Source organism: Longimicrobium sp., from assembly GCA_036387335.1.
Lineage (GTDB): Bacteria > Gemmatimonadota > Gemmatimonadetes > Longimicrobiales > Longimicrobiaceae > Longimicrobium.
Window position 1 is genome coordinate 1 of sequence record DASVTZ010000252.1, and the last position, 24780, is coordinate 24780.

Annotated in this window: 24 protein-coding genes; 5 read left to right on the forward strand and 19 right to left on the reverse strand. The window is 71.6% G+C overall.

Features of this window, described 5'->3' with window-relative positions; all coding sequences use genetic code 11:
* Positions 1 to 285: 285 nt before the first annotated feature.
* Positions 286 to 591 (forward strand): hypothetical protein, encoded by a 306-nt coding sequence (locus VF647_25555; protein HEX8455471.1) that lies wholly within the window; start codon positions 286 to 288, stop codon positions 589 to 591.
* Positions 592 to 654: 63 nt separating this feature from the next.
* Here VF647_25555 and VF647_25560 read toward each other — a convergent pair whose 3' ends face one another.
* Positions 655 to 1050, reverse strand: a complete 396-nt coding sequence (locus VF647_25560; GenBank protein ID HEX8455472.1) for a hypothetical protein — start codon at positions 1048 to 1050, stop codon at positions 655 to 657.
* Positions 1047 to 1400 carry a PadR family transcriptional regulator gene (locus tag VF647_25565; GenBank protein HEX8455473.1) on the reverse strand — a complete coding sequence of 118 codons (354 nt, stop codon included), beginning with the start codon at positions 1398 to 1400 and terminating at the stop codon, positions 1047 to 1049. The genes VF647_25560 and VF647_25565 overlap by 4 nt, the downstream gene beginning before the upstream one ends.
* 168 nt (positions 1401 to 1568) lie before the next feature.
* On the opposite strand from VF647_25565, the gene VF647_25570 reads away from it, so the two are divergent.
* On the forward strand, positions 1569 to 1913 hold the full coding sequence (locus VF647_25570; protein ID HEX8455474.1) for a hypothetical protein: 345 nt from the start codon (positions 1569 to 1571) through the stop codon (positions 1911 to 1913).
* Between the two features lie 6 nt (positions 1914 to 1919).
* Here the strand turns inward: VF647_25570 and VF647_25575 are convergent, their stop codons facing one another.
* From VF647_25575 to VF647_25585, 3 genes are all read right to left on the reverse strand, one after another.
* Positions 1920 to 3797, reverse strand: a complete 1878-nt coding sequence (locus tag VF647_25575) for a potassium transporter Kup (GenBank protein HEX8455475.1) — start codon at positions 3795 to 3797, stop codon at positions 1920 to 1922.
* A 389-nt stretch (positions 3798 to 4186) separates the two neighbouring features.
* A complete protein-coding gene (locus VF647_25580) occupies positions 4187 to 5698 on the reverse strand; it encodes an ATP-binding protein (GenBank protein ID HEX8455476.1) in 1512 nt (503 codons plus the stop codon).
* A 1-nt stretch (position 5699) separates the two neighbouring features.
* Positions 5700 to 6389: a response regulator transcription factor gene (locus tag VF647_25585; protein HEX8455477.1), complete on the reverse strand. Its 690-nt coding sequence runs from the start codon at positions 6387 to 6389 to the stop codon at positions 5700 to 5702.
* Between the two features lie 170 nt (positions 6390 to 6559).
* On the opposite strand from VF647_25585, the gene VF647_25590 reads away from it, so the two are divergent.
* Positions 6560 to 7471, forward strand: a complete 912-nt coding sequence (locus VF647_25590; GenBank protein HEX8455478.1) for a hypothetical protein — start codon at positions 6560 to 6562, stop codon at positions 7469 to 7471.
* Between the two features lie 186 nt (positions 7472 to 7657).
* Here the strand turns inward: VF647_25590 and VF647_25595 are convergent, their stop codons facing one another.
* The 4 genes from VF647_25595 to VF647_25610 form a co-directional block, all read right to left on the reverse strand.
* A complete protein-coding gene (locus VF647_25595; protein ID HEX8455479.1) occupies positions 7658 to 8056 on the reverse strand; it encodes a VOC family protein in 399 nt (132 codons plus the stop codon).
* A gap of 7 nt (positions 8057 to 8063) precedes the next feature.
* Positions 8064 to 8285: a hypothetical protein gene (locus VF647_25600; protein ID HEX8455480.1), complete on the reverse strand. Its 222-nt coding sequence runs from the start codon at positions 8283 to 8285 to the stop codon at positions 8064 to 8066.
* Positions 8286 to 8469: 184 nt separating this feature from the next.
* Positions 8470 to 10938: a TonB-dependent receptor gene (locus VF647_25605; protein HEX8455481.1), complete on the reverse strand. Its 2469-nt coding sequence runs from the start codon at positions 10936 to 10938 to the stop codon at positions 8470 to 8472.
* Complete coding sequence (locus VF647_25610; GenBank protein ID HEX8455482.1) at positions 10935 to 11969, reverse strand: FecR domain-containing protein; 1035 nt, start codon at positions 11967 to 11969, stop codon at positions 10935 to 10937. The genes VF647_25605 and VF647_25610 overlap by 4 nt, the downstream gene beginning before the upstream one ends.
* 92 nt (positions 11970 to 12061) lie before the next feature.
* On the opposite strand from VF647_25610, the gene VF647_25615 reads away from it, so the two are divergent.
* Entirely contained in the window at positions 12062 to 12616 is a 555-nt protein-coding gene (locus VF647_25615) for an RNA polymerase sigma-70 factor (GenBank protein HEX8455483.1), read from the forward strand.
* Positions 12617 to 12709: 93 nt separating this feature from the next.
* Here VF647_25615 and VF647_25620 read toward each other — a convergent pair whose 3' ends face one another.
* The 8 genes from VF647_25620 to VF647_25655 form a co-directional block, all read right to left on the reverse strand.
* Positions 12710 to 13648 (reverse strand): hypothetical protein, encoded by a 939-nt coding sequence (locus tag VF647_25620; protein HEX8455484.1) that lies wholly within the window; start codon positions 13646 to 13648, stop codon positions 12710 to 12712.
* A gap of 137 nt (positions 13649 to 13785) precedes the next feature.
* On the reverse strand, positions 13786 to 14664 hold the full coding sequence (locus tag VF647_25625; protein ID HEX8455485.1) for a DUF4249 family protein: 879 nt from the start codon (positions 14662 to 14664) through the stop codon (positions 13786 to 13788).
* On the reverse strand, positions 14652 to 16985 hold the full coding sequence (locus tag VF647_25630; protein HEX8455486.1) for a TonB-dependent receptor: 2334 nt from the start codon (positions 16983 to 16985) through the stop codon (positions 14652 to 14654). Before VF647_25630 ends, VF647_25625 begins: the two co-directional genes overlap by 13 nt.
* A gap of 31 nt (positions 16986 to 17016) precedes the next feature.
* Positions 17017 to 17763, reverse strand: coding sequence for a hypothetical protein (locus VF647_25635; protein ID HEX8455487.1), 747 nt, complete (start codon positions 17761 to 17763; stop codon positions 17017 to 17019).
* Complete coding sequence (locus VF647_25640) at positions 17747 to 18262, reverse strand: sigma-70 family RNA polymerase sigma factor (GenBank protein HEX8455488.1); 516 nt, start codon at positions 18260 to 18262, stop codon at positions 17747 to 17749. The genes VF647_25635 and VF647_25640 overlap by 17 nt, the downstream gene beginning before the upstream one ends.
* A gap of 143 nt (positions 18263 to 18405) precedes the next feature.
* Positions 18406 to 18801 carry a hypothetical protein gene (locus VF647_25645; protein HEX8455489.1) on the reverse strand — a complete coding sequence of 132 codons (396 nt, stop codon included), beginning with the start codon at positions 18799 to 18801 and terminating at the stop codon, positions 18406 to 18408.
* Positions 18802 to 19225: 424 nt separating this feature from the next.
* Positions 19226 to 19549 (reverse strand): helix-turn-helix domain-containing protein, encoded by a 324-nt coding sequence (locus VF647_25650; GenBank protein HEX8455490.1) that lies wholly within the window; start codon positions 19547 to 19549, stop codon positions 19226 to 19228.
* A 189-nt stretch (positions 19550 to 19738) separates the two neighbouring features.
* Positions 19739 to 21427 (reverse strand): CHAT domain-containing protein, encoded by a 1689-nt coding sequence (locus VF647_25655; GenBank protein HEX8455491.1) that lies wholly within the window; start codon positions 21425 to 21427, stop codon positions 19739 to 19741.
* 220 nt (positions 21428 to 21647) lie between these two features.
* On the opposite strand from VF647_25655, the gene VF647_25660 reads away from it, so the two are divergent.
* A complete protein-coding gene (locus tag VF647_25660) occupies positions 21648 to 22643 on the forward strand; it encodes an aldo/keto reductase (GenBank protein HEX8455492.1) in 996 nt (331 codons plus the stop codon).
* A gap of 139 nt (positions 22644 to 22782) precedes the next feature.
* Here the strand turns inward: VF647_25660 and VF647_25665 are convergent, their stop codons facing one another.
* Positions 22783 to 23904, reverse strand: a complete 1122-nt coding sequence (locus VF647_25665; protein HEX8455493.1) for an NHL repeat-containing protein — start codon at positions 23902 to 23904, stop codon at positions 22783 to 22785.
* A gap of 83 nt (positions 23905 to 23987) precedes the next feature.
* Positions 23988 to 24515: a hypothetical protein gene (locus VF647_25670; protein ID HEX8455494.1), complete on the reverse strand. Its 528-nt coding sequence runs from the start codon at positions 24513 to 24515 to the stop codon at positions 23988 to 23990.
* Between the last annotated feature and the right edge of the window lie 265 nt (positions 24516 to 24780).

Genomic DNA, 24780 nt, shown 5'->3' on the forward strand with positions numbered 1-24780 from the left:
ACGCGCTGGTGACGGAGGCGGCGGAGTAGGGGGCGGCGGGCCCCCTCCCCCGCTCGTTCCTCGCGGCCCCTCCCCCAAAACTGCCTGGGGGAGGGGCGGTTGGCGTGCGTCAGTGCGCGCCCGCGGGGGGCGGCGTTTGGGCGGGCACGGGCAGCCACGTGGGGCGGCCCCTACCGGGATCGGTGCGCGTTGCGGTGGTCGAGGAATCGCGGCCGTACGGTCAGCCCGGAACGTGCAGGGTGGAGGGGGTTCGCCGCGCGGATGGAATCTCACGGGAGGGGGAGCTTGACCGCATCATCGTCGTTCACGGAAGCACTGCGGATGATTCTGGACGTGCTGCGCGAGGGGGCGCCGACGCACGCGCGGCTCAATGGCGCCGCCTTTCGCATCGACCAGCTCGGGCGGCAGCTGCACGGGCTGGGGCTGGCGCGCGACCGCGAGGTCGCTCACGCGCTCAACGCGGCCGTCCGGCTTCTGGGGGAATCGCACGAGCTGGAGGAGGATGCGCGGGCGGGGGCCGTGTCCGAGGCCGTTCGGCACCTGCGTGCGGCGCTCGCGCATGCAGAGGAGGGTGGAGCGTCGGAATCGTGAACAAACTCAAAGCCACGGAGAAAACCTCTCTCTGTGGCTCTGCGTCTCCGCGTGAGATTGCTGTTACGGAGCTGTGCGCGCGTCGGGGCGGGCGAGAACGGCGCCGAGAACGGTGCCGAGGGCGGTGAGCAGCAGCGCGCCGATCCCCATCTGGAGCTCGGCGGAGAGCAGGTCGACGAGGACGTTGCCGATGGCGGCGGCCAACGAGGCGAACCCCAGCAGGCGGAGCGCACGGGAGCGCGGGCGGGCGCGGCGGACGCGCGCATGCTCGACGATGCCGGCGCGCACGAGGTCGATCGCGATGCGGAGCCAGAACTTCGCGCGCGCCGTGGCCGATGCGTCGCCGAGCGCATCGCGGGCGTCGAGGATGCATTGGAGCATGTCGTCGCCGAAGCGCTGGCGGAACTCGCAGGGGAAGGCGGCCGCCAGGATGCGCACCAGCGCGGGGAGCCCGCTCATGCGCCCGCCGGGCCGATGAGCTTCTTGCTGCGCGCGGTGCGGACCATCGACACCATGCGCTGGGCTTCGGCGCGCGCGACGGCCCGCCCCAGCGCCGTCAGACGGTAGTAGCGGCGGCGCGGGTCCTCCAGGGCGCGGTCGCCCACCTCCTCCACGAGACGGTCCGCCACCAGGCGCTTCAGCGAGCCGTAGAGCGTCCCCGGCCCGATCCGCAGCTCGCCGCCGCTGGATTGCGTGATCTCCTGCATGATCCCGTAGCCGTGCCGCTCCTCCTGCACCAGCGTGAGGAGGATGTGAAAGGTGGCCGGCGTGAGCGGCAGGAACTGCTCCGGTGCTGGATCGGCGGGCATGAGTGCGGGATCGAGGGCGGCGAGTATATCGGCTGCTGATGTATAGCCGGTGGCGGGGAGCGGGGCAAGGGTGGCACTTGACCGGGGATGGATCGCGCTGTATACATCAGCGCACGATATATCACCATACGATATATCGTGTGCTGACACTCTCACCTCCGGTGCCTCATGCCCACTCTTGTTTTCAGCCTGGTGGCCGCCGCGCTCCTCATCTTTGGAGGCGTGCAGGAGCTCTACATCCGTGGCATCCAGGGCGGCGAGGTGCAGCCGTTCTGGGTCGGCGTGTTCGGCGCGGCGAGCACGGCGCTGCTTCTGCTTGCGGTGCTGGCGCGCTGGCGGAGAGGTGCGGCGGCGAACAACCTCGTGCGCGCGGCGGCGCTCCTGGTGATCGTCGTGCACCTGTACGGCACCCTGAACGCGGACCGGAACGTCGGGCCGTTCGCGGCGCTCGTCGCGTTCGCGTGGAGCCTGGGGATGCTGCTGCTCACGATGCGCAAAGCCGTCTCGGTGTGAGACGCCTCAGAGCTCGATCTGCGCGCCGAGCTCGACGACGCGGTTGGGCGGCAGGCGGAAGTACGAGCCCGCGCTCCCCGCGTTGCGCGACATTAGCGCGAAAAGCCGCTCCCGCCAGCGCGCCATCCCCCGGCGGCCCGCCGCGATCAGCGTTTCGCGGCCCAGGAAGTAGCTCGTCTCCATCGGCCGCATCGGCAGACCGGGGTGACGGAGAGCGTGGAGGGCGGCGGGGATGTCGACGTCCTCCATGAAGCCGTAGCGCAGCACGACCTGGAAGATCCCGTCGCCCAGCCGCGTCACGCGGGCGCGCTCCTCCGCGTCGCGGTACGGCACCTCGCCCGTCTCCACCGAGAGGAAGACGAGCGTCTGGTGCATCACCCTGTAGTGCTTGAGGCTGTGCAGCAGCGCCGGCGGCGTGCCGTCGGGATCGCTGTACATGAAGACGGCCGTACCGGGCACGCGCGCGGGCGGGCTCGACTCCATCTCCCGCAGAAAGAGCGCGCGCGGCAGCGTCCGTTCGTGGAGGCGCTCGGCGAGGATGCGGCGGCCCTTCTTCCAGGTGGTCAGCAGGGTGAACACGACGGCGCCCACCACCAGCGGGAACCATCCGCCGTGCGGGACCTTGATGATGTTCGCGCCCCAGAAGCCCAGGTCGATCACCAGGAAGAAGCCCGCGACGGCGATGGAGAGCGGCAGGCTCCACTTCCAGATCGCGCGCTCCACCGTGAAGAAGAGGATCGTGGTGATGACCATCGTGGTGGTCACCGCAACGCCGTACGCCGCCGTCAGCCGGCTGGACGACTGGAAGCCGGCGACGAGCGCGATGCACGACACCATCAGCGTCCAGTTGACCGCCGGGATGTAGATCTGCCCGGCCTGGCGCTCGGAGGTGTGCTCGATGCGCATGCGCGGCACGTAGCCCAGCTTCACCGCCTGCATCGTCAGCGAGAACGCGCCGGAGATCAGCGCCTGCGACGCGATCACCGTCGCGGCCGTGGCGATGAGCACCACCGGGTAGAGCGCCCAGGGCGGCACCATGCGGTAGAACGGGTTGACGACGGCGGCGGGGTCGTGCATCAGCAGCGCCCCCTGCCCGAAGTAGTTGAGCAGCAGCGCGGGAAGCACCACGCAGAACCACGCCAGGCGGATCGGCTTCCTGCCGAAGTGCCCCATGTCCGCGTACAGCGCCTCGCCGCCGGTCACCACCAGGAAGACGGCGCCGAGCACGAGGAAGCCGTTCCACCCGTTCTCCACGAAGAAGCGCACGCCGTGGAGCGGGTTCACGGCCCCCAGCACCCCCGGCTCCCGCGCGATCCAGCGCAGGCCCAGCGCGCCGATGGTGGCGAACCACACCATGGTCACCGGCCCGAACACCTTTCCCACCCCGGCCGTTCCGTGGCTCTGGATGGAGAACGTCGCCACCAGGATCGCGATGGTGATGGGGACGGTCCACGGCTCGAACATCGGGGTCGTGACCTCCAGCCCCTCGACGGCGGAGAGCACGGACACGGCGGGCGTGAGCATCCCGTCGCCGTACAGCAGCGCCGTCCCGAATAGCCCCAGCAGGAGGATCACGCGCCCCCCACTCTCGCGCGTCGGAGTGACAAGAGAGGTGAGCGCGAGGATCCCGCCCTCCCCGCCGTTGTCGGCGCGCAGGATGAAGACGAGGTACTTGACGGAGATGATGAGGATCAGCGCCCAGAAGATCAGCGACAGCACTCCCAGCACGTTGCTTGGCGTGGGCAGCACCCCGTGCTCTTTCAGGAACGCGTCCCTCAACGCGTAGAGCGGGCTTGTGCCGATGTCGCCGTAAACGACCCCCAGCGCGCCCAGCGAAAGCGCCACGAGGTAGCTGCTTCGTGGATCGGAATCGGTGCGGTGCATCAAACGCTCGTTTCAAGGATGGTCCCATTCCCGGACCATCCAAGATCACCCCCCGAGCATCAAGATCGCACAAAGATAGGACGCGTTCCCATTAAGAAAGTACAAAGACCCGAACGGCCGCCTCCCCCGCCCCCCTATTGTCATCCTGAGTGAGCCCGCCCGACGGAGCTCTGCGTTGGAATACCATCCTCGCGCGGGCGAGCGAAGGATCTAGCCGGCGCCGGGCCGGGGTCAGTGAGTCACGCTGGGCCCCCTCGGTACGCGCAGTAGATCCTTCGTTCCGCGCCAGAATGCCGCGCCGGGGAGAGGCCGGAGCGGCGCGTCACTCAGGATGACAGGAAAGCTCCCGCGTCTCCGCGTCTCCGCGTGAGCCATGCAGTTACGGTCTCTCACATCGCCGCGAGCTCCGCGGGATCGACGGCGGGGAGGAGGATGACGAACTCGCTGCCGCCGCCGGGCCGCGGCGCGTACCGCAGCTCCCCGCCCTGCAGCTCGACCGCACGCTGCGCGATGGAGAGCCCCAGCCCCGTGCCCCCCGCGTCCGCCGTGCCGCGCGCACGGTAGAACGGCTCGAAGATGCGCGCTCCATCCTCCGGCGCGATCCCGGCGCCGCGGTCCGCGACGCTGAACGCCACGCGATCGCCTTCGCGCGCGGCCACCACCCGCACCGGCGCGCCGGGAGGCGAATACTTGAGCGCGTTGTCGATCAGGTTGACCAGGGCGCGCAGCGTGTGGTCGAAGTCGAAGCGCCCCACCAGGAGGTCGTGCGCGGGGTCGAGCGATGCGTCGATGGGGCGGTCCGGATAGGTGCCCGACACCTGCTGCAGCGCCGCGCCGATCACGTCCTCCGCCGCCACCAGCTCCGCGCGCAGCACCGGCGCGCCCCCGTTCAGCCGCGAGAAGTCGAGCAGGTCGGACACGAAGCGGTTCAGCCGGTCCGCCTCCTCCACCACCACCAGCGCCCGCTCGTCCCCTTCGTCCGCGATGGCCTGCGAGAGCGCCTTGATGGTGGTGAGCGGCGTGCGAAGGTCGTGAGAGACGGAGGCCAGCAGCGCATCCTTGAGGCGGTCGGCCTCGCGCAGCGCCTCGGCGTGCTCCTGCGCTGCCGCGAGCCGCACCCGGTCGATGGCGAGCGCGGCATAGTAGGCGAGCGCCTCGGTGAAGCGCGTCTGCGCCGCATCAAGGTGGATCGCGCGCACGCTCTCCAGCCGCAGCACGCCCACGGAGCGCTCCCGCACGCGCAACGGGATCAGCAGCGACCGCGCGTCGCCCGAGACCATGAGCTGCGTCTCGGTCATCGAGCCGTCCGCGCCCCAACCGGCGGTGTCGCCCGGCGCACCGCCATCCCACGACACCGGCCGCGTCTCGGTACCGCCCTCGGTGGCGCGCGCCACCCGCTGCACGCGCCGGCCCTCCCCATCGCCCAGAAAGATCTCGCACACCGCCACGCCCAGCCCCGATCGCACCACCCGCGCGATGGCGCCTACCGCATCCTCGGCCCGTCCCGCGTTCAGCGCCTCCGCGCCCAGCGTGGCGAGGCGGTCGATCTCGCTCGCCCGCTCCCGCGCGGCGGCGGCCTCGGACTGGGCGCGGGCGAGCAGCATGGTGGCGACCGCGCTGGCCACCACGAAGGCGAGCAGCACCAGCCAGTCCGACCGGGAGCGGATGGCGAGCGTGTAGCGGGGCTCCAGGAAGAAGAAGTTGAAGGCGAAGAAGCAGAGCAGCGCCAGCACCAGCCCCAGCCGGCGTCCCCCGCGCGCGCTGGCGCCCAGCACCACCAGCAGGTACGTGAGCGCGACGGGCGCCTCGCCGAAGCTGCCCGGGTACTGGAGCAGCGCCAGCGTCGCGCCGACCGCCGCCGCGATCCACACCGCGCCTTCGCGGCGGCTCTGCGTGCGCACGTCAGTCGCCGTCGAAACGGTAGCCGACTCCCGGCTCGGTCACGATCAGCCGCGGCCGCAGCGGATCGCCCTCGATCTTGCGGCGCAGGTTGGCCACGTGGACGCGCAGGTACTGCTGCGGGTCGCCGTCCGAGCGGTTCCAGACGGCGCGGAAGAGCTGGTCGTGCGTCAGCGTGCGCCCCCGGTGCCGCACGAAGGCGCGCAGCAGGTCCCACTCGGTGGGGGTCAGGTGCACCGTGGCGCCGTCGCGCGTGACGACCCTGCGCGCCGCATCCACGCACAGCCCGCCGAAGCTCAGCGCCGCCTCGGTGCTTTCCGGCTGGATGCTCGCGCGGCGGAGCTGGGCCCGCACGCGCGCCACCAGCTCCGGCGTGCTGAACGGCTTGGTGATGTAGTCGTCCGCGCCCGCATCCAGCAGCGTGACCTTTTCCTGGTCCGAGTGGCGGGCGGAGAGCACCACGATGGGCGCCGTCGACCACTTCCTGATCTCGCGGCATACCTGCACCCCCGCTGCGTCGGGCAACCCCAGGTCGAGCACTACCAGGTCAGGACGCTCGGTGGCGGCCAGGTCCACGCCGCTGCGCGCATCCCAGGCTTCCACCACGTCGCCCACCAGCGGATCGAGGGCGTTCTTCACCGCCCTCCTGATCTGCGGCTCGTCGTCGACGATGAGGATGCGCGGTCGGGACACGATGGGCTGGTTTCTGAAAGGTGGATGGAGTGCCACGGCGCATCATAGTACCCGCGGCGCCCCGGCCGCGCACCCTCCGCCTGCCCGCGGCAGGTGCACGAGAATCTTGGAGCGCCCGCAGGAACGGCCTATACTGCGGCCACCATCGTTTCCCCTCACCGGGAGGTGCCATGAAGGCGATCCACTCAGCGCTCGTCGCGGCGGCGCTCCTCACGCCAACCTCGCTCTGCGCGCAGCAGCGCCCGTCAGCCACCGGCCCCGTCATCCGCACCGCACTGGACTCGGCGCGGCTGAGAAGCGTCCCCGTCCGCTTCACCGCGGAAGGCACGGCACGGACCACGGTGTACGACGTCCCGCTGGACGCGAGCCCGGGAACGCAGCTGGCGCAGCAGGGCGCCGCCTGCGCGGGCGCCGGCCCCGGCGGCGGATGCATCGTGGCGCAGGGCTCGGCCGGCAGCGAGCCGGGGGTTTCGATCCGGATGACCGACGGCACCATGCGCGGGAACCCCGCCGCGCGGACGACCGGGGTCGTGGCCGGCGGGCCGGTCACCATCACCGCCACGTACCGCGTGGGGGCCACGCTCCTGGTCCCGCACGATCGCCCGCACCGGCTGGGCGTGTCGCTGGACGGCAGCGAGGTGATGGGCTTCTCGTGCGACGGCCGCGCGATCCGCCTGCAGGCGCCCGGCGGCGGCGGCTTCCGCTGGGAAGTGTACCACGGCACCACGCGCGTGGACGGCGGCACCTCGACCGGAGCGCCGGTGGACGTTGCAAACCCGCCGCACCTGGCCGGCCCCGGCGGGGGCCCGCTGCAGCTCACCGTGCAGCAGGCGGACCCCGCCCGTCTCGCCGGCGCGGATGACGCGTGGTGCAAGAAGTACGGGTGCCTGCAGCTCGCGGTGGCGCACGGCCAGCACCGCATCGTCGTGATGCCGGCGCTCACGCGCGACCGGCCCTACGCCCTGCGCAGCGTGGGCCTGAGCGTGGCCGGCGTCCCCGCCTTCGCCCTCACGGACGTGGAGGTCGCCCGCGACCCGGTGGGGCCCGTGAAGTGGATGTCGCCCGAAGCGCGTATTCCGTAATTCGCCTGGAGCGCCGCGCACGGGCGCAGAGCAGGAAACGGAAGTCTCACGCGGAGGCGCGGAGACGCGGGGAGAACCGCAACTGCATGGCTCACACAGAGACACAGAGACACAGAGACACAGAGACACAGAGAGAACCGCAAAAGGTTTTCTCTGTGGCTCTGAGCTCGTTCCGTGGCCTCTGTCTCACGAAACGCGTCGCCAGCCACCATCCGGCTCGGGCATCCAGCGTCCACCCTTGCTGTCCAGCCATTCACCCATCGGCTCCCCCTCGCGCAGATCCGCGCCGAAGCGCAGCACGTGGCCGTCGGGATCGGTCACGTGCAGCTCGCGCGAGCCCCACGGATAGTTGGTGGGAGGATGCCGGATGAGGGCCCCGCGGGCGCGCAGCTCCTCGTGCAGCGCATCGGCGTCGCTCACGCCCAGGTAGACCCAGGTGCCGGCGTGCCCCTGCTCTCCCTCGCAGAGCATCAACGACGCATCTCCGCGCTCCACCGCTCCGAAGTCGCCGTACTGCCACAGCACGCGGAACCCCAGCGCATGAGCGATGATGTCCTCCTCACGCGAAGGGGCCGGTGCAATGATCGCTCCGTCAGCCGTGCTCCGCCGGGTCCGCCAGGAAGCGGGTGATCCTTTCGCGCACGGGTGGCCGCAGGATGCGCGGCGACTGGCGGATCCAGCGCTGCAGCGTGGGAATGGAAACTCCGGCGAGGCCCGCCGCCCGTCCCTCGGGCATGCGCGCGGTCACGGAAAGGAACTCCGCCACCAACTGCGGAGCTTCGGCGGGAATGCGAACGATGTCGATGGAGGACATTCTTATCGGCTCTGGAGCAGGCGTACGCACCGCAAGACGATTCGCGGGGTCCATTCAAGAACACTCCAGCGCGGCGACACCCTTTCTCTGCGGCTTGCAGTTCCCCTCCGTGCCCTCTGTGTGAGGCTGTTTCTTTCTCTGCGTCTCCGCGCCTCCGCGTGAGGCCCTACGATCTTCGCCAGTCTCAGAAGCGCGCCTGGAGACCGAGCATGGACGACCGCCCCGGCCGGATGGTGGCGTTGTCAGGCTCGCCGAGTTGGCCGCCCAGGAGGTTGTCGGCCGCGGCGGTGATCCACAGGCGCGCGCTGACCTGCCGGGTGGCGGTGATGCGCAGGTCCGTGCTCCCGTCGTACTCGCGCCAGTACTGCCGAAGCGCCGCCCCCAGCATCTCGCGCGGAATGCGCGTCTGCTCGCTGAAATCCCGGGCCAGCGCCAGCCGGTCGTAGTTGATCCAGTCCCACGCGCGCGCCGCCGTGAGCCCGGCCGTCCACCGCCCGCGCTCCCACTCGGCCGCGAGGGTGGCGGTGCGCGCGGGGACGGCCAGGACGCGGTCGCCGGGGCGCAGGTCGCCCAGGTAGCCCGCGGCGATGCGGCGCACCCGGCTGTCCACCAGCGCCATCGTGCCGGAAAGGGTGAGGGGACCGCGCGTGAGGGCACCCTGCATCTCCCAGCCCGCGTTGTCGATGGCGCCCACGTTCTGCAGGGCGAAGCGCACGCGGCGCTCGGGCGGAGCGGGACCGCCGCGCGCGATCGTGTCCACCCCCACCGCCACGTCCTGGATCAGCCCGCTCGCCAGCTGGTCGAAGCGGGTCACCTGGAGGGAGAACGCGCGCCCCGCGTACAGCTCCGCCCCCAGCTCGATCCCCGACTGCGTCTCCGGCTCGAGCACGTTGACGATGCCGCCGCGCCCGTCGTGGCGGATGTGCGCGCGCACTGGGTTACGCGCCGGCCGGATGCCGCGCCCGTACGCCGCCCGCAGCTTCACCTCGGCCCCCCCGATCCCGTGCACCCAGGCCGCGCCCAGCATCGGGAGCACGGCGACGGTGTTGCCGGTGAAGGCGTCGTTGCGCTCCACCCGCACCCCCGCGCTCCCGAACAGCGTGTTGCGCCAGGCGCCGCTGGACTGCGCCAGGATGCCCGTGCTGTGGCGCCACGATTCCGTGATCTCGTTTCGCAGCCGCGTGTCGAGACGGCCGGCGGAATCGGGCGCTACTTCGGCTTCGGTGCGCTGGCGCAGCGCCGAGTGCTCCGCCGCGATGGTCAGCGTCCCCTGCGCGTCGTCGCCGTGGCCGAGGCGCAGGGTGCTGCTGGCGCGCAGGCTTCCGCGGTGCCCGCTCCCCGCCGACACCCGGAGCGCGGGGTCGGTGGTGAGCGGAAAGGGATTCACCGCGTCCTCCACGTGGTCCAGCCAGTAGCCGTCCACGCCCGCGAGAAAGGTGTGCGTCCACGGCCCATCGGGCGTCAGCACCGCCGTGGTGCCGAGGGTGTAGCGCTGCAGCGACTGCCCGGTCGAGGTGAGGCCGGCGCTGTCCGGCGAGGTGACGATCGCGCTCACCAGCGGGTTCTCGCCGCTCCCTGCCCGCCGGTCGGTGAAGCGCATCGTGGCCGTGGCGATCGCGTTGCGCGCCACCCAGCGCCCGTCCGCCACGGCCGAGACGCGCCTCGAATCGGCCCCGGGAAAGACCTCGCCCGTCCCGCCCACGGTGAGCGCGGCGCCAGCGGAGCGCAGGTTGGAGCCGGTGCGCACGGCGATGCGCTCCTCGTGCGTGGGCGGCGGCGACGGCGCGTAGTCGCTCGCCGTCACGCCGCCGCGGCTGCGCACCTCCACCCGCGCGCTCTCCCCTTCCGCGCCGGGGTGGCGGGTGACGACGTTGACCACACCGCTGATGGCATCCGATCCGTAGAGCGCCGCGCCCTGCGGCCCGCGGATCACCTCCACGCGCTCCACCCCCTCCGGGTCGATCTCGGTGACCAGCAGCGGGTTGGCGGCCTCCACTCCATCCACGTACACCTTGGGATAGGTGGCGCCGAAGGAGCTCGCCCCGCGCACGCTCCCGTACTGGGCGAGGAGGTTGGAGGGCGACGCGCTCCACGCCCACACACCGGGCGCGGCGGCGTTGAGCACCTGCGCGATGGTGCGCGCGTCGCGGCGTTCCAGCGAGCGCCCGCTCACGGCATCCAGCGCGACCGTGACCGAGCGGCGGGAGGCACCGGCGGGGCTCCCCGTCACCACGATCCCCTCCAGCACGTTGACGCGCTCCTGCATGGGCCTGAGCGTGTCGGCACGCGCGGAGGGAGCCAGCACCACCTGCCCCGTCACTACCCGCGGCTCGGCGCGGAAGCCGGCCAGCAGCGCCGCCAGCACGTCGCCGAGCGGCGCGCGCGACGCCTGCACGCAGACGCGCCGGTCGAGCGGCACCAGGTCGGACGCGTACGAGAGCCGCACCCGCGCCGCCGCCGACACGCGGTCCAGCGCATCGCGGAGGGGGACGTCGCTCGCGCGGAGCGTCACCTCGTGATCCAGCGGCGCCGCCCACGCACGTCCGGACGAGGCCGCCGCCGCGCACGGGGCCTGCGCGTGCGCGGAGGCCGCCGCGCAGGCAAGAAGCCCGGCGGCGGCCATCATCCTCCCGAACCACGCGCTGGGCGTCACGGCCCCGCGCGCGTGATGAAGAGCCGTTCCCCCCGCCGCTGCACCGCCCCGCCCGTAGTGGCCGCGAGCACGCGCAGGACATCGTCCACGCTCTGGCTCCGGTCGAAGCTGGCGTTGATGCGGCGCCGCGCGAGCGCCGGATCGTCGACGACCACCGTCACGCCGAACCAGCGGCGCAGCTCCGCGGCGGCGGTGGCGAGCGGCACGTCGCGGAAGACGATCTCCCCGCGCGTCCACGCCACGTCATCGCCCGTGGCGGCGCGGCGCTCCACCCGCACGCGCCGGCCCGCCGTGTGGCCGCGGTCGCCGGCGCGGAGCGTATCCTGCTTGCCGCCTTCGATTCCGAGCGTCACCACGCCCTGGGTGACGACGACGCGGGTGCCCGCCGCGCTGTCCGCGCGCACCGTGAACGCCGTCCCCAGGTCGAGCACCCGGGCGTCGTGGGTGCGCACCACGAAGGGGCGCCGCGCATCGTGCACCACCTCGAAGAAGGCGTCGCCCTGCACCGCCACCTCGCGCGCCGCATCGCCGTAGCCCGCGGCGACGGTCAGCACGCTCGATCCACCCAGCTTCACGCGCGTCCCATCCGCCAGGCGCACGTCGCGCAGCGCGCCCGCGGCGGTGGCGTACCGCGCCTCCGGAGCGCGCGTGGTCGTGCGCCAGAACAGCGCCCCGGCCAGCGCGAGCAGCAGCATGGCGGCCGCGGAGAGCGCCGGCATCGTCCAGCGGCGCACCGGTGCCGGCTTCCGCGCGCGGAAGGGGATCGCCGGGGCATCCGCCGCCACCACGTCGCGACGCGCCATCACCGACGCGAGCGCCGCCTCCACGTCCACTCCGGCGTGCGCGTCGGCGGCCATTCGGCGGCTGGCGGCGTCCAGGGCATCGACCAGCTCCACGCGGCCGGGGTGCTCCGCGAGGTGGCTGCGCAGCGCCTCGCGCTCTTCGGGCGCACCTTCGCCGGCCATCGCGCGGGCGATGGCGTCCCAGTCGGCTTCGCCGGAGGAGCTGGAGGATCGGTTCACGTCGCTCATGATCTATAGACACCTTACTGCACAGGCACCCTATCTGCCATGATGAACCGGACGGAACCCTGCCACCGCCCGAGCACACCGGCAAAGCTACGTTGACGGCCGACGATCCGGAAATCCTGGCCCGCCTAAGGCAAGGCGACGACGCGGCGTTCGCGGAAGCGTTCCGGGCGCACTACGCCGCGCTCGTCGTGGCCGCGGACCGGATGCTGGGCGACCGGGCGGCGGCGGAGGACGTGGCGCAGGAGACGATGCTGGAGCTCTGGCGCCGGCGCGAGTCGCTCCCCGCCGACACCCGCATCCGCGCCTACCTGTACCAGTCCGTCCGCAACCGGGCCCTCAACCACATCCGCCACCTGCGTGTGGCCCGCCGGGCCGAGCCGGACCTCCCCCTTCCCACCGCCCCCGACCCCGCCGACGCCGCCGCCCTCACCGGCGAGCTGGACGTCGCGATGAAGGCCGCGGTGGGCGCGCTTCCGGACGACGTGCGGGAAACGTTCCAGATGAGCCGCATCGACGGCCTCACCTACGCCGAGATCGCCCGCACCCTCGGCGTGTCCGTGAAGACCGTGGAGGCGCGCATGGGCCGCGCCCTCCGCTCCCTTCGCGACCGCCTCGCGCCCTGGCTTCCGTCTGGCGGCGGGTGGTAGGGAAAGCCTCACGCAAAGACGCTAAGGCGCAAAGAAAGTACTTCCACGCCTTTCCTTCGCGTCTTGGCGCCTTTGCGTGAGGCCATCCGTTCATTACTGGCAGGTCGGGCGCCCGTGCGGAAGCGGCAGGGTGCACGTGCGGGTGGTGCCGTCCTGCGTGATGACCACCCTGGCCGTGCTGGAGCCGTCGTAGGTGATCACTTCGCGCCGCGACGAGCTCTTCGTGGTCCCCGCCGAGGTCACGCTCACGCGCAGCGAACGAGTCACGGTGCCGGCCGTGGGGTAGCTGGGACGGCCGCTCTGCACCGGGATCACGATGCCCACGATGGTGTCGCCGATGGCGCGGGTGGCGGTGAACGCGACGCCCGCCGAGTCCTTGCCCGCCAGGTTCTCGGTACCGGCGGAGGTGCCGCTCACCGTGCGCTGCGTGCTGCCGCGCGCCAGCCCGGAGACCGTCTGGTCGCTGGCGTGGCTCACGACGGCCGTCACGCTGTCGCGCCGCGTGGTGGTGCCGCTCACGGTGGTGCGCGCCCGCACCGTGTTGGTGGTGCTGTCGAGCGCCGTCTGCGTCGCGCCGCTCGCGCTGGTGAAGGTGAGGAGACGGGTGATGGTGAGGCCGCGGTGCGTGCTGGTGCAGGTGGTCACGCCGCCGCTGGCCGTGCAGTCGCCCTGGTTTCCGCCGAAGTCGAACGGACGCCGGCCGTCGTGCGGCCCGCCCAGGAAGTCCAGCCGCAGCCCGCCGCCCATGAAGTCGAAGCCAGGGAGGAGGCCGTTGGGACCACGCTCGTGGCGGCCGCGGGGGCCGCCAGGTCCGCCAGGTCCGCCGGGGCCGCCGTGCCGGTAGCCGTGGTCCATGTCGCCGCCGGAGCTGTCGGAGGAGAAGCTGTTGCTGGTGGCGGCGAAGCCGGTGGGCGTGGAGACGAACGCCGCGTCCACGTCGAGCGCGTCCTGCGGGGTGCTGGGGTTCTCAGAGCAGGCCGCGCCGAGCACGGCGATGGCTCCGATGAGTGCGAGGGGTACGATCCGGGCCATGGGAGCTTCTCCGCATGAGGTTGCGCGGCGCCGGCCTCGCGGGTCCTTCCCGCGTGCCGCACGGCAGCCGTCGCACCTATGACACGCGAGCCGCGCGGCACCCTATCCCGACCTAAGCCTTACACAGAGGTTGCGGTTCAGTCGACCGGCACCAGCACGATCTCCCGCTCGGCCCCGGCGACGGCCGCGAACACGCCGAGAGCGCCGGTGACGCCGGCCGCGAACCGATCCCGCTGGAGCGGCTTGCCGGGGTACGTGCGCACCAGCTCCTCGTAGCGTGCGTACGCGGAATCGTACGCCACCACCAGGATGGCCGCGCGGATCGAATCGGGCTCGATGGGGCCCTCAGGGGTATGGCAGAGCGCGGGCTGATAGAGGACGAGGGTGGCCGTGTCCGCGGCCGGCGAGCGCCAGAGGGTGTTCTGCGGGATGGTGCACGACGAGGGCGGGACGTCCAGCGTGCGAGGGTACAGCGTCCTGAGCACGAGACCCACGCCGATGCGTCCCGCGCCCCCGACGCCGCGCCAGCGGACGGGGATGGTCGCGGCCGGCACGCGCTCCGGTCTGCGCCGCACTCCGATCCGGGAGCCCGCGGCTGGCGATTCCACCACCGGCGCCAGCGGCACCCGGGCCGATCCTCGCGCCTCCCCTCCCCCCGGCAGGCGGACGTCGAGCGCGTACGTCTCCCCGGCGCGCACGCCGCCGTGCACGATCCCCGTGTAGCACCCCGCTGCCCCCGCGTCCGCCAGGCAGCCGGCGGAACCCTCGTCCAGCAGCACCGACTCGCCCCCGCCCGTGATCCGGACGGCCGCGCCGGAAACCAGTTGGGCGGACGGCGCGACGGAATCTCCTTCGACTGCCACGCGGGTCAGGAGGACGGCGACCGTGTCGCTCCCCGCCTCCAGGACGGAGTGCACCATCAGCTCTCGCCGCTCCACGTCGATGGTGACGGGGTCGCGCGCGAGCTCGCACCCGGCGGCGAGGATCGCCAGAGCGGCGATCTTCAGAAGCGCCATTCCGCCCCGATGCTTGGGAAGAAGGGAAGCTGCGGCAGGTAGGTGAGCACCGCGCGCCCGTCGTCGCGGATGCGTGGGCGGGCGAACGAGACGTTGCGCGTGTTGAAGGCGTTCAGCACGTGCACGTACGGCACCACGACCACCGGCGCGCCGAGCCACCGGCGGCGGTACTCCCGCCGCGCCCCCAGGTCGAGCCGCAGGTAGGGCGGCAGCCGGGCGGAGTTGTGCTCGCCCAGCAGGAGGGTGCCGCGCGGATCGTCCGTCGTGAACCGCCGGGTGACGGGATCGTACCGGTAGCCCAGCGCGAACCCCGTCACCGGCGTGTACGGCTGTCCGCTGGCCAGGGCGAGCCGCGCCGTCGCCTCGCCGCGCGCGCCGAGCGGTAGCTGCGCCAGCGCGTCGAGCGTGTGCCTGCGGTTGAACTGCGGCGTATAGCGCTCGCCATCCACCCGGCGCTCCGCCGCGGCCAGCGCATAGCTCAGCGACCAGCGCGCCCTTCCGCGAACGTGCCGCGCCAGCATTTCCACGCCCCGCATCGTCCCCTCTCCGCGCCGGTACCCGTCGGGAACGACGAACGGCGCCTCCAGCGGGTTCGCGGCGACGGGCGGCAGAGGCAGGTCGTGGAGCCACTTCGCGTACGCATCCAGCCGCACGCTGGTGGCGCCGCGCGTCCACTCCGTCCCGATTACGGCGTCCTCGCCGGTCAGCAGCCCCACGCCCGGCTCCACGGCGGCCAGCAGGTCGTAGGCGAGCAGGGCGGACGCGGCGGATTCCTCGTCGCGCAGGGAGTGCACCACCTGCGCGTAGCGGCCGCCGCCCGCCGAAAACGCCAGCCCCCGCCGTGCCCAGCGGATGCCGGCGCGGGGCATCCAGGCCGTCCCCAGCCCGCCCGCGTGCAGCACCCGCACGCCGGTTCGGATGACGAGCGCGTCCGTCGCGGTCCATTCGTCATCCACGTACGCGGCCAGCGTGCGCGGCTCGTCCACGCGTTCGAAGGGGACCACGAAGTCCCCGAACGGCTCGGGACTCACCTCCACGATGCGGTGAGCCAGCCGGTACGCATCGCCCTGGACCCCGGCGCGCGACTGGTGGCGCGGGGCGTAGCGGATGACCTCGGCCGCCGCGAGCAGGTTGCGCGTTTCGGTGCGGCCGGTCAGCACCGGGACGTACGGGATCTCCTCGGGCGGAATCCCACCGGCGAGCGCGCGCTCGCGGGCGTCGAAGGTGGCCGCGAAGCCGGTGAGCCCCGCGCGCGCCTCGCCCACCCACGAGGGTCCGAGCATGCGCCGGTACGACACGCTGGCCAGCCGCGATCCCCAGCGGATCCGGTAGTCGTCGCCCGTCTCGCGGCGCATGCGCTCGGGCGTGTCGATCACCTCGCGGTTCAGGTACAGCGATGCCGCCACCGTCCCGTTGCCCCCGGTGTCGTGCGTGACCTTGAGGTGCGCGTCGGTGAAGCCGTACGGAATCGTCCCCTCGGTCAGCCCCAGCGCGTAGGCGGCGGAGGTCAGCGCGTCCAGGTACGAGCGGCGCACCGACGCGATGTAGCTGCCCCGCCCGCCGGGGAGCGGCCCGTCGGCGCTTGCGCGCGCCGCGATCAGGCTCACCCCGCCGTTGCCGCGCACCCGGTCGTGGCCGCCATCGCGCGTGCGGACGTCCACGATGCCGCCCAGCCGATCGCCCGCGCGGGCCGGAATCGCGCCGGCGAGCACGTCTACCGAGGCCACGGACGATGGATCGAGCGCCCCAAAGATCCCGCCGACGTGGTACGGGTTGAAGAGCGGCATCCCGTCCAGCATCACCAGCGTCTGGTCCGGCGAGCCGCCGCGCACGTACAGCGCGCTGCTGAAATCGGACGACGCGGCGACGGAGGGAAGCGTCTGCACCGCGCGCAGGACGTCCGCCTCCGCCAGCGCGGGGACGGCGGCCAGCTCCGGCGCGCGGAGGGGCGTCGCCGGAGGGCCACCGAGCACCTCCGCTCGGCTCTCCGCCCGCTCCCGCCTCGCCACCACCTTCACGTTCGGCAGGGCGATGGGCGCGGCGACGAGGTCGAAATCCATCCTCACGACCGCTCCGCCGCGCGTGCGTACGATCAGCTCCGTGGGATGGTAGCCGACGGAGCTGGCCTGCACGCGCCAGCGCCCGTCCGGAACGCCAGGGATCGCGTAACCCCCCGCGGCGTCGGTGGATACGCTGCGGCGGAGCTCCGCGATGCGCACGGTGGCGTACGGCACCGGTTCGGCCGTGGCCGCGGCGCGCACCGTCCCCTGGATGTCGGCCTGGGGGAGGAAGGCGAGGAGGAGGAGCGACGCTGCGACCATGGACCGTGCGTGGAAGGCCTGGACGGGCGGCTCACGGCCCGACGCGGAAGACGAGCTCGGGGCCCGCGGTGTCGACCCCCGTGGTGAGAACGCGCATCTGCTCGCCTTCCTTGACCAGGTACGTCCGCCCCTCGACCGTGACCACCGCGTTGCGCAGCCGCCGGGGGAGCGCAATGTGGATCTCGCCGCCGTCCGCGCCGTCGACGGTGATGCGGCCCGGCGCCGTGCGGAACCGCGCGCCGGCCGCCGCCCCGGTCCCGCGCACGTCCACGTACTCCGCGTCCGCCAGCCGCACGCGCACCCGCAGCCCGGCCCCGGCGTTGGCCAGCACGACGTGCACGCTCCCCTCGCGCGGCAGGATCTCCACCCCCGCCAGCGGCTCCGCCGGCGCGGCGGGTGGGCGGACACTGGACGGCATCTCCGCCGCGCCTCCGAACCGTTCGCCGATCCACCCGCGTACCGGCGACCCCGGCAGCGTGGCGGAGGCGATCCCCGCCACGGCCAGGAGGAGGACGGCCGCCCTCGCCAGCGCGCGACGCCCTCTCGGCATCCACCGGGCGCGGCGGCGTTGCAGCACCGCGTACGCCATCTGCGTGGACACGGCCGGATCGAGCACGTCGAGGGCGCGCTCGAATGTGGACGAGAGCAGGCGCAGCCGCTCCGCCTCGGCCGTGCACGCGCGGCAGCCGCCCACGTGCAGCTCCAGCGCGACCGCGGTGGAGCCCGGCAGCCGGCCGTCGATCCACTCCAGCAGCGTTCCGTCAGCCGGGTGTTCCATCAGCCTCCTCCTCGGTTCCGTAGACGGCGGCGAACCGCTCCAGCGCCCTCACCAGCATCGTCCCCACCGATGCCGGGTTCAGCCCCGCGGCCGCGGCGATCTCGGCGTAGCTGAAGCCCTCCTGGCGCATCAGCAGCATCTGGCGGTCGCGCTCGGGAAGGCTCGCCAGCGCGGCACGCACACGCGCCACCTTTTCGTTCCTCTCGGCCGACTCGTCGGGCGCGGGCGGTGCGTCCGGCACGGGAGCCCAGGCGGCCAGCAGCCGAGAGCGCCGCGCCGCGCCGTTGCCGCGCTGCCGCACGAAGTTCGTGGCGACGGTGAAGAGCCAGCGGTCGGCACGCTCCTCCGGCACCGGGTGGTCCAGCAGCCGTACGAACGACTCCTGCGCCGCGTCCTCGGCGGCATCCATGTCCCCCGTCAGCCGGTACGCGTAGCGAAAGAGCGACGGATACACGCGGTGGAAGAGCGCCTCCAGCGCCGCCTCAGATCTGCCCGGCACCGTGTCGCCGTCCGCTCACACGGTCCGCTGCAAGGCGCATCGCACACTCCATCGGCAGGGTGGGTGGCGGCACGCGCGCGGGCCGCTACGGCACAAGAATCCGCGAGGGCCCGCGTTTGTGACAGCCGCTCACGCAGCCCTGTTCACTCGATCCCCTGCACCGCCAGCCGCACCCACCCGTCCAGTGCACTCTGGGCGACGAGCTCCTGTCCGGGCACGCCTCCTACCCGCTGGTACAGCTCGGTTCCAACCCTGAGCATGGACGCATCGCCGTCCACCCACGGATCGTGAAGGCGACGGGGAGCGGCGCTGTCGGTCACGGTGATGATCACGTCGTTGCACCCGGTACGCTCGCGTTTCACCACGCCGAACAGCGCTCCCGCCTCGGAGGCCGTCGCCGGCCCGCGCGCGGTGAAGATCGCGCCGTTCGCGCGCACCACCGGCTGGCCGCTGCACGACGCGGCGGGCGTCGTCACCCCCCCGTTGCAGGCGGCGGCGAGCAGGACGCCGAGTGCCGCGACGTACGTCGATATGCGCATGGAAAGCTCCTTCTGGCAGGATGTGGAGACGTGGAGCCGGTGCATCCGTCGGCACTCGCCGCGTACCCCGGCCGGTCGTTACGCCACAAGAATCCGCCAGCGCGCCCGTTTGTGACGAACCGGCCATCGTCCCCTCCCCCGCCGCGGCTCAACGCGCCCTCGATACCGTCTCACCCGAAATTTTGTGCAGCTCCAAAGGATCAAGATGTCACGCAAAGGCGCAAAGACGCGAAGGAAGACACAAAGCTCTTTCTTTGCGCCTTCGCGTCTTTGCGTGAGACCATTTCCTCAGATGCGAACGGACAACCTCAGTCCCGAAAACGCAAACTGGGGCGACCCGCAGGCCGCCCCGATTCGTCCCCGTCGCCCGAAGCATCGTATCTCGTCTATCTCCTCCACCGGGTGTATCAGGAGAGCCCATAGTTCACGAATCCGCATCTTCCAGGATCTCACGGAAGACGATCTCCGGGTGCTCCTCTCCCAGACGGAGCAGCTTGAGGTTACCACCATCCGGACTACGATAGCCTGACTCCCACGCCTGAACGGTGCTCGGCTTGACGTTCAGGACGCGCGCGAAAAGAGCCTGGGATGCACGCACCCTCTCCCGTAGCTGCCGCACCTCGCCCGCGGTGATGGGGCTCGGCGGCACCGGAACGATGGTCGTGCGCAGGTCACGTTTGCGGCCGGCGTGGTGCTCGACCAACTCGTCGAGTGCGCCCATCACGGCGTTGAATTCCGTTTCACGCATTGTAGCTCCTTCTTTAGTGTGCTACACAGTAGGGTACTACCCGGTGGTGTCGATCTCAAGTCGTGAGTCTGGCGGAGATCTGGCCGTTCGAAGGATGCCGACAATATCATGGAACTGAAGAGAGGCGCCCCTAGCCTGGGGCGCCTCTCCTCCGCGTCTCCGATGTGCTCCCGCGCTCCAGGTGCGCGATCAGGCTGGGCCGGCGCCTACCTCCGATGAGCAGGACAGTTGCGCGTGCGTCTCGGCCATCCCCACCCGCGCCAGGATCCAGCCGACGGGCCACCTCCACTGCCGTGGCTGCTCGGGCGCCTTGAGCGCGTGGAGCTTCCTTATCGCCAACGTCGACCCCGCGGCGCTGGCCAGGCGGAACCAGCGCTTGGCCATGCCGCTGTCCGCGGGAACGCCGTTGCCGAGCAGATACTGTTCGCCGATCGCGGCCATGGCGTCCGAGGAGCCGGCGCACGCCGCCCTGTAGAACCAGCGGTGGGCCAGCACCGGGTCCTTTTTGACGCCCAATCCCGCCTGGATCACGGAACCGACAGCGTACATCCCCCTCGGCGAGCCGGCCCTCGCGGCCGCGGCGTACTGCTGGACGGCCTTCGCCTTGTCCCGCGCGACCAGGATGCCGCCATCGTACATGTAGCCCAGGTCCACGTGCGCATCCGCGGAGCCCGCCGCCACGGCGCGGTTAAGCCAGTAGAGCGCGGAGTCGCTCTTCGCCTGGCGGTAGACGACGCCGAGCCTGCGCATCGCCTCCGGGTCTCCACGCCTCGCCGCCTTGGCGAGCCAGAGCCGCGCGTAGCGCGGGCTCGCCCTTTTCATTCCGTACCCGGTCTCGTACGCGGTAGCGAGCGCAACCATGCTGCGCGAATCGCCCTTGCCCGCCGCGTCGCGCAGCTTCTCGACCCCCAGCTCTGGAAGGCGTTCGGCCCCCCTGCCGGTCATGTACGCGATCGCCTCCAGGCCTAGCGCCTCGGCATTCCCTGCCTGTGCCAACTCTTTGAACAGATGGAACGCACTGTCCGCAGCCCCCGCGGCGCAGAGCGCCTTCGCCTCATCCAGTTGCGCCACGCTCGCCGTCGCACTGGTGGTGGTCGCCGCACCGATGGTCGGGGCGGGCATCGCCGCGGACGCTTCGACACACCCCATAGCCCGGAATCCCACAGGAAGGGGCGGATCATGAACGGGCGGACACACACTCGCGACACCCAGGGCGAAGACCGCCAGGATTCCGGCAGCCGCCATCCCCTGCTTCCGCCGGCGGCGCGTCGGCACCAGGAACAGCTTCGATGCGTCGACGCCCTTGCCGCGGAGCAGCACCGGGGTGGTTCCACCCGGTCCGCTCACCCCTACTTCCGCACTGGCCAAGTCGAAGGCGTTCTGCACCGACTCTCCGCGGGCGATGAAGCCGTAGAAGGCGGCGTTGAACTCGATTGCATCCTCGTCCGCGATCCCGCCCGGCGTCCCGATGGCGCACCCGACGACCTCCGCGATCGACTCGGCCTGATCCCTGGAATAGCAGGCGCTCAGGTTTACGAGGCGGATCTCGTGCGGAAACACCTTGAGGAATTCCTTGAGCGCGGCACCCGTGACCAGTTGCGCGCCGGCTCCACTCGGGGAAGTGAACATCAGCCCCTGGAGGTTGCCATGCCCGCTGAAGTGCACGATCCGCGGGCGCGTCCGGCGCAACCGCTCGACGAGATCCTTTGGGCGTGCGTCGAACTGGCAGTCGAAGTCCAACGTCGACGGGCGGCCGTCCTCCTCCACGCGCTTGCGGATCTCCCGCATGTCCGCGCCGAGCTGGAGCGGCTCGGTGGGGTTTTTCGGAAGCACCGAGGTCGGATCGGCCGCGAAAAACAGGACTTTGATTTTCTTCATGTTCCCCCGGGAAGAAGAGAGGTGCACAGCCGACTAGTCGGCCACGCACCTCCAAATTCCTCTCGCGGGTGGCGTACAATGAGCGTCAGGCGTACGCACGCGACCGGGTGCGGCACAGTCGGCGGCCCCGGACTCGCCGGCGGGCTGCGCCCGTCGTGGTACGAATCTGACGTGCACACGGCCGCGGCAACCTCATGCACCCGAATCACCGGTAGAACCCATGCTGACCACTCGCACACTCGGCACGCAGGGCCTCGCCGTCTCCGCGCTCGGCCTCGGCTGCATGGGGATGAGCCAGGCCTACGGCACCGCGGAGGAGCGCGACGAAGCCGAGTCGATCGCCACCATCCACCGGGCCATCGAGCTCGGATGCACCTTTCTGGACACGGCCGAGGTGTACGGCCCGTTCGCCAACGAGGAGCTGCTCGCCCGCGCCCTCCGCGGCCGGCGCGGCGAGGTGGTGATCGCCACCAAGTTCGGCTTCAAGATCGAGGATGGCCGCATGGCGGGGCTCGACAGCCGGCCGGAGCACATCCGCGAGGCGGTGGAGGGCTCGCTCCGCCGGCTGGAGACGGACCGCATCGACCTCCTCTACCAGCACCGCGTGGACCCCGCCGTACCCATCGAGGACGTCGTCGGCACGATGGCCGAGCTGGTGCGCGAGGGAAAGGTGCGCTTCCTGGGCCTCTCCGAAGCGGGCGAGCAGACGATCCGGCGCGCGCACGCCGTGTACCCGATCTCGGCGCTGCAGAGCGAGTATTCGTTGTGGGAGCGCAACCTGGAGCCGCGCATCATCCCCCTGCTGCGCGAGCTGGGGATCGGCCTGGTTCCCTTCGCGCCGCTCGGCCGCGGCTTCCTGACCGGCGCGGTGAAGCGCGCGGAGGAGTACCCGCAGGGCGACTTCCGCCGGGGCGACCCGCGTTACCAGGGCGAGAACTTCGACGCCAACGTCCGCGCCGCCGAGTCGGTGCGCGTGCTGGCCGCGAGCAAGGGCGCGGCCCCCGGCCAGATCGCCCTCGCCTGGCTCCTCCACAAGGGCCCGGACCTCGTCCCCATTCCCGGCACCAAGCGCCGCCGCTACCTCGAAGAAAACCTCGCCGCCGCCGACCTCTCGCTCACCCGCGACGAAATGGCCACCCTCGACGCCGCCCTCGCCCCCGACAAGATCAGCGGCCCGCGCTACAACCCCGCCCAGCAGGCGACCGTGGACCGCTAACACACAGCGAGAGAACAACGGAGAAAAGCCTCACACAGAGGACACAGAGAGAACTGCAAGCCACAGAAAACCACTTCTTCTTTTTCTCTCTGGTGTCTCTGTGTCTCTGTGTCTCTGTGTGAGACCAGGTTTATCGCCGTCAGCGTTTGATGCGGAACTTGACGATCTCGTGGTTGTTGCGTTGGGCGGTGTAGAGGCCGTCGCTGTCGTCGAAGGCGAGCCCGAACACCGCCCCGCGCTCGGCGAACGCCTCGACGAAGTGGCCGGCGGCGTCGAACACGCGGATCCCGCGCCCCACGTCGCTCACGTACACGCGGCCTCGGCCGTCGATGGCGAGCTCCATTGCCCAGCGGAACTGCTCGGGGCCGTCGCCCTTCCCCCCGAAGCGGTCCACGAACTTCCCCGCAGCGTCCAGCCGGTAGACTTCGTTCGTCCACCGGTCCAGCGCGTACACCTCGCCCTTTCCCGAGACGGCCAGCCGTGCGGGCGCGGCGTTCTCCTGCACCGCCTGCCGCAGGTCCACGCGGCGCAGCACCTTGCCCTCGCGGGTGAGGTGCACCACTTCGGACGAGCCGCTGACCACCCACAGCGTTCCATCGAGCGCCAGCACCAGGTCGTTCACGCCCTCGCCCTGGCCCGTGCCGGCCACCGTGCCGAGCGGGCGGCCGGTGGCGCCCTCGTAGCGGCGGATGCGGCCGCTCTGCACCACGTACGCGGTGCCGCCGCGGTCCACCTCCAGGTCCAGCATCGGCATCCGCGGGTCCGCCATCCACTGCGTGACAAAGGTGCCGAGCGAGTCGAACACCTGCACGCGCCCGCCGCTGTACTCGCCCACGTAGATCCGCCCTGCGCCGTCTACCGCCACGTTCCGCGCGTCCTCGAACCGCCCGGCGCCCGTGCCCTCACTGCCGAAGCGGAGCACCACGTCCGCGAACGCATCGGGCGCGGAGGGCGCGCTGGGCGCGGGGGTGATCCCCGGCGGGTTCCCCGCCACTGCCCGCGGCTGGTCCACCGGAGCCGGCGGCGGAGATCCGCTCCGCGTGGCCACCACCACGATGACCAGCGCGAGGGCCAGCACCACGCCGCCGATCACGCGCCCGGCGGCGTTCTTCCGGGCCACGGTGACGGGCGGCAGGGACGCGCCGGTGCGGCCGCTCAGCAGCACGCTCGTTCCGCAGTAGGGGCATCGCGCCGTGGTGTCCAGCGTCTCGGGCGCGGCCAGCGGCGCGGAGCAGGTGGGGCAGCGCAGCAGTTCGGGCATGTGCGTCCGGGAGTCGGCGTGATGCAGGCGGGGTGGGGTTCTGACCAGCGGGGGAGCTGTAAGTTCTTCGCTGGACCTGTCCGTCAGCGCGGCCAGGCCGGTCCGCACCCGGTCGGCTGGTAGGTGTCGCTGATGTTGAGGAGCTTCCAGCGGCCGTCGCGGCGGGCGAGGTGGAAGGCGTCGAAGCCGCAGTGCGTCACGGTGTTGTCGCGCCGCACCTGGTACTCGGCCCAGACGGTGGCGAGGTCGCCGCTCACGTGGACCACCGGGTTGCGGATCGGCTCGTCGATCCCGGGCTGGCCCGGCTGCGTGACCGCGCGGATGAACTGCGCGCCCGTCATCACCATCACGCGCGTTCCGCCGTCGCGCGTGGGGCGGATGAGCGTGAGGCGCGTGAGCGAGTCCACGTGCAGGTTCATCGCGGTGGTGTCCTTGGTCCGCAGCGCGTCCATGAAGCTCTGGATGGACGCGAGCACCGCGGCGCGATCCTGCTCCGTCGTCTCGCGCGCGCCCGCCGTCGCGGACGGCGCCGGTGAAGGGGCGGACGACGTCTGCGGCTGGCAGGCGGCGATGAGCGGGAGCAGCAGGAGGACGAGCAGTCGGTTGCGCATGTGCGTGGGTGTGCGGGAGGGAATGGATCCGCCTCCGGGCGGCGGATGGCACCGATCAAGCTACGAGGCGGCACCGCGCGCCGCCAATAGCCGATCGAAGCGGGTGGGCGCTCACCGTCACCCGACGCGCTGAGTGCCGTTCTTGACTTTGCACGCCCCGGCCTTCATCTGTACGCAAGCCGACGCGCCTGAAACGCCACAATTTTACGCGTCGGTGTCGATGAGCCTCTGTATCCCACCCTTCACCAGCGGAAGGCGGCATGAC

Bases quoted from the DNA above. Each gene is read 5' to 3' on its own strand.
- VF647_25650 (HEX8455490.1), bottom strand. From the start codon at position 19,549: ATGCGTGAAACGGAATTCAACGCCGTGATGGGCGCACTCGACGAGTTG.
- VF647_25600 (HEX8455480.1), bottom strand. From the start codon at position 8,285: ATGTCCTCCATCGACATCGTTCGCATTCCCGCCGAAGCTCCGCAGTTG.
- VF647_25570 (HEX8455474.1), top strand. From the start codon at position 1,569: ATGCCCACTCTTGTTTTCAGCCTGGTGGCCGCCGCGCTCCTCATCTTT.
- VF647_25635 (HEX8455487.1), bottom strand. From the start codon at position 17,763: ATGGAACACCCGGCTGACGGAACGCTGCTGGAGTGGATCGACGGCCGG.
- VF647_25670 (HEX8455494.1), bottom strand. From the start codon at position 24,515: ATGCGCAACCGACTGCTCGTCCTCCTGCTGCTCCCGCTCATCGCCGCC.
- VF647_25590 (HEX8455478.1), top strand. From the start codon at position 6,560: ATGAAGGCGATCCACTCAGCGCTCGTCGCGGCGGCGCTCCTCACGCCA.
- VF647_25630 (HEX8455486.1), bottom strand. From the start codon at position 16,985: ATGGTCGCAGCGTCGCTCCTCCTCCTCGCCTTCCTCCCCCAGGCCGAC.
- VF647_25610 (HEX8455482.1), bottom strand. From the start codon at position 11,969: ATGAGCGACGTGAACCGATCCTCCAGCTCCTCCGGCGAAGCCGACTGG.
- VF647_25645 (HEX8455489.1), bottom strand. From the start codon at position 18,801: ATGCGCATATCGACGTACGTCGCGGCACTCGGCGTCCTGCTCGCCGCC.
- VF647_25660 (HEX8455492.1), top strand. From the start codon at position 21,648: ATGCTGACCACTCGCACACTCGGCACGCAGGGCCTCGCCGTCTCCGCG.
- VF647_25565 (HEX8455473.1), bottom strand. From the start codon at position 1,400: ATGCCCGCCGATCCAGCACCGGAGCAGTTCCTGCCGCTCACGCCGGCC.
- VF647_25655 (HEX8455491.1), bottom strand. From the start codon at position 21,427: ATGAAGAAAATCAAAGTCCTGTTTTTCGCGGCCGATCCGACCTCGGTG.
- VF647_25560 (HEX8455472.1), bottom strand. From the start codon at position 1,050: ATGAGCGGGCTCCCCGCGCTGGTGCGCATCCTGGCGGCCGCCTTCCCC.
- VF647_25575 (HEX8455475.1), bottom strand. From the start codon at position 3,797: ATGCACCGCACCGATTCCGATCCACGAAGCAGCTACCTCGTGGCGCTT.
- VF647_25625 (HEX8455485.1), bottom strand. From the start codon at position 14,664: ATGGCGCTTCTGAAGATCGCCGCTCTGGCGATCCTCGCCGCCGGGTGC.
- VF647_25665 (HEX8455493.1), bottom strand. From the start codon at position 23,904: ATGCCCGAACTGCTGCGCTGCCCCACCTGCTCCGCGCCGCTGGCCGCG.
- VF647_25620 (HEX8455484.1), bottom strand. From the start codon at position 13,648: ATGGCCCGGATCGTACCCCTCGCACTCATCGGAGCCATCGCCGTGCTC.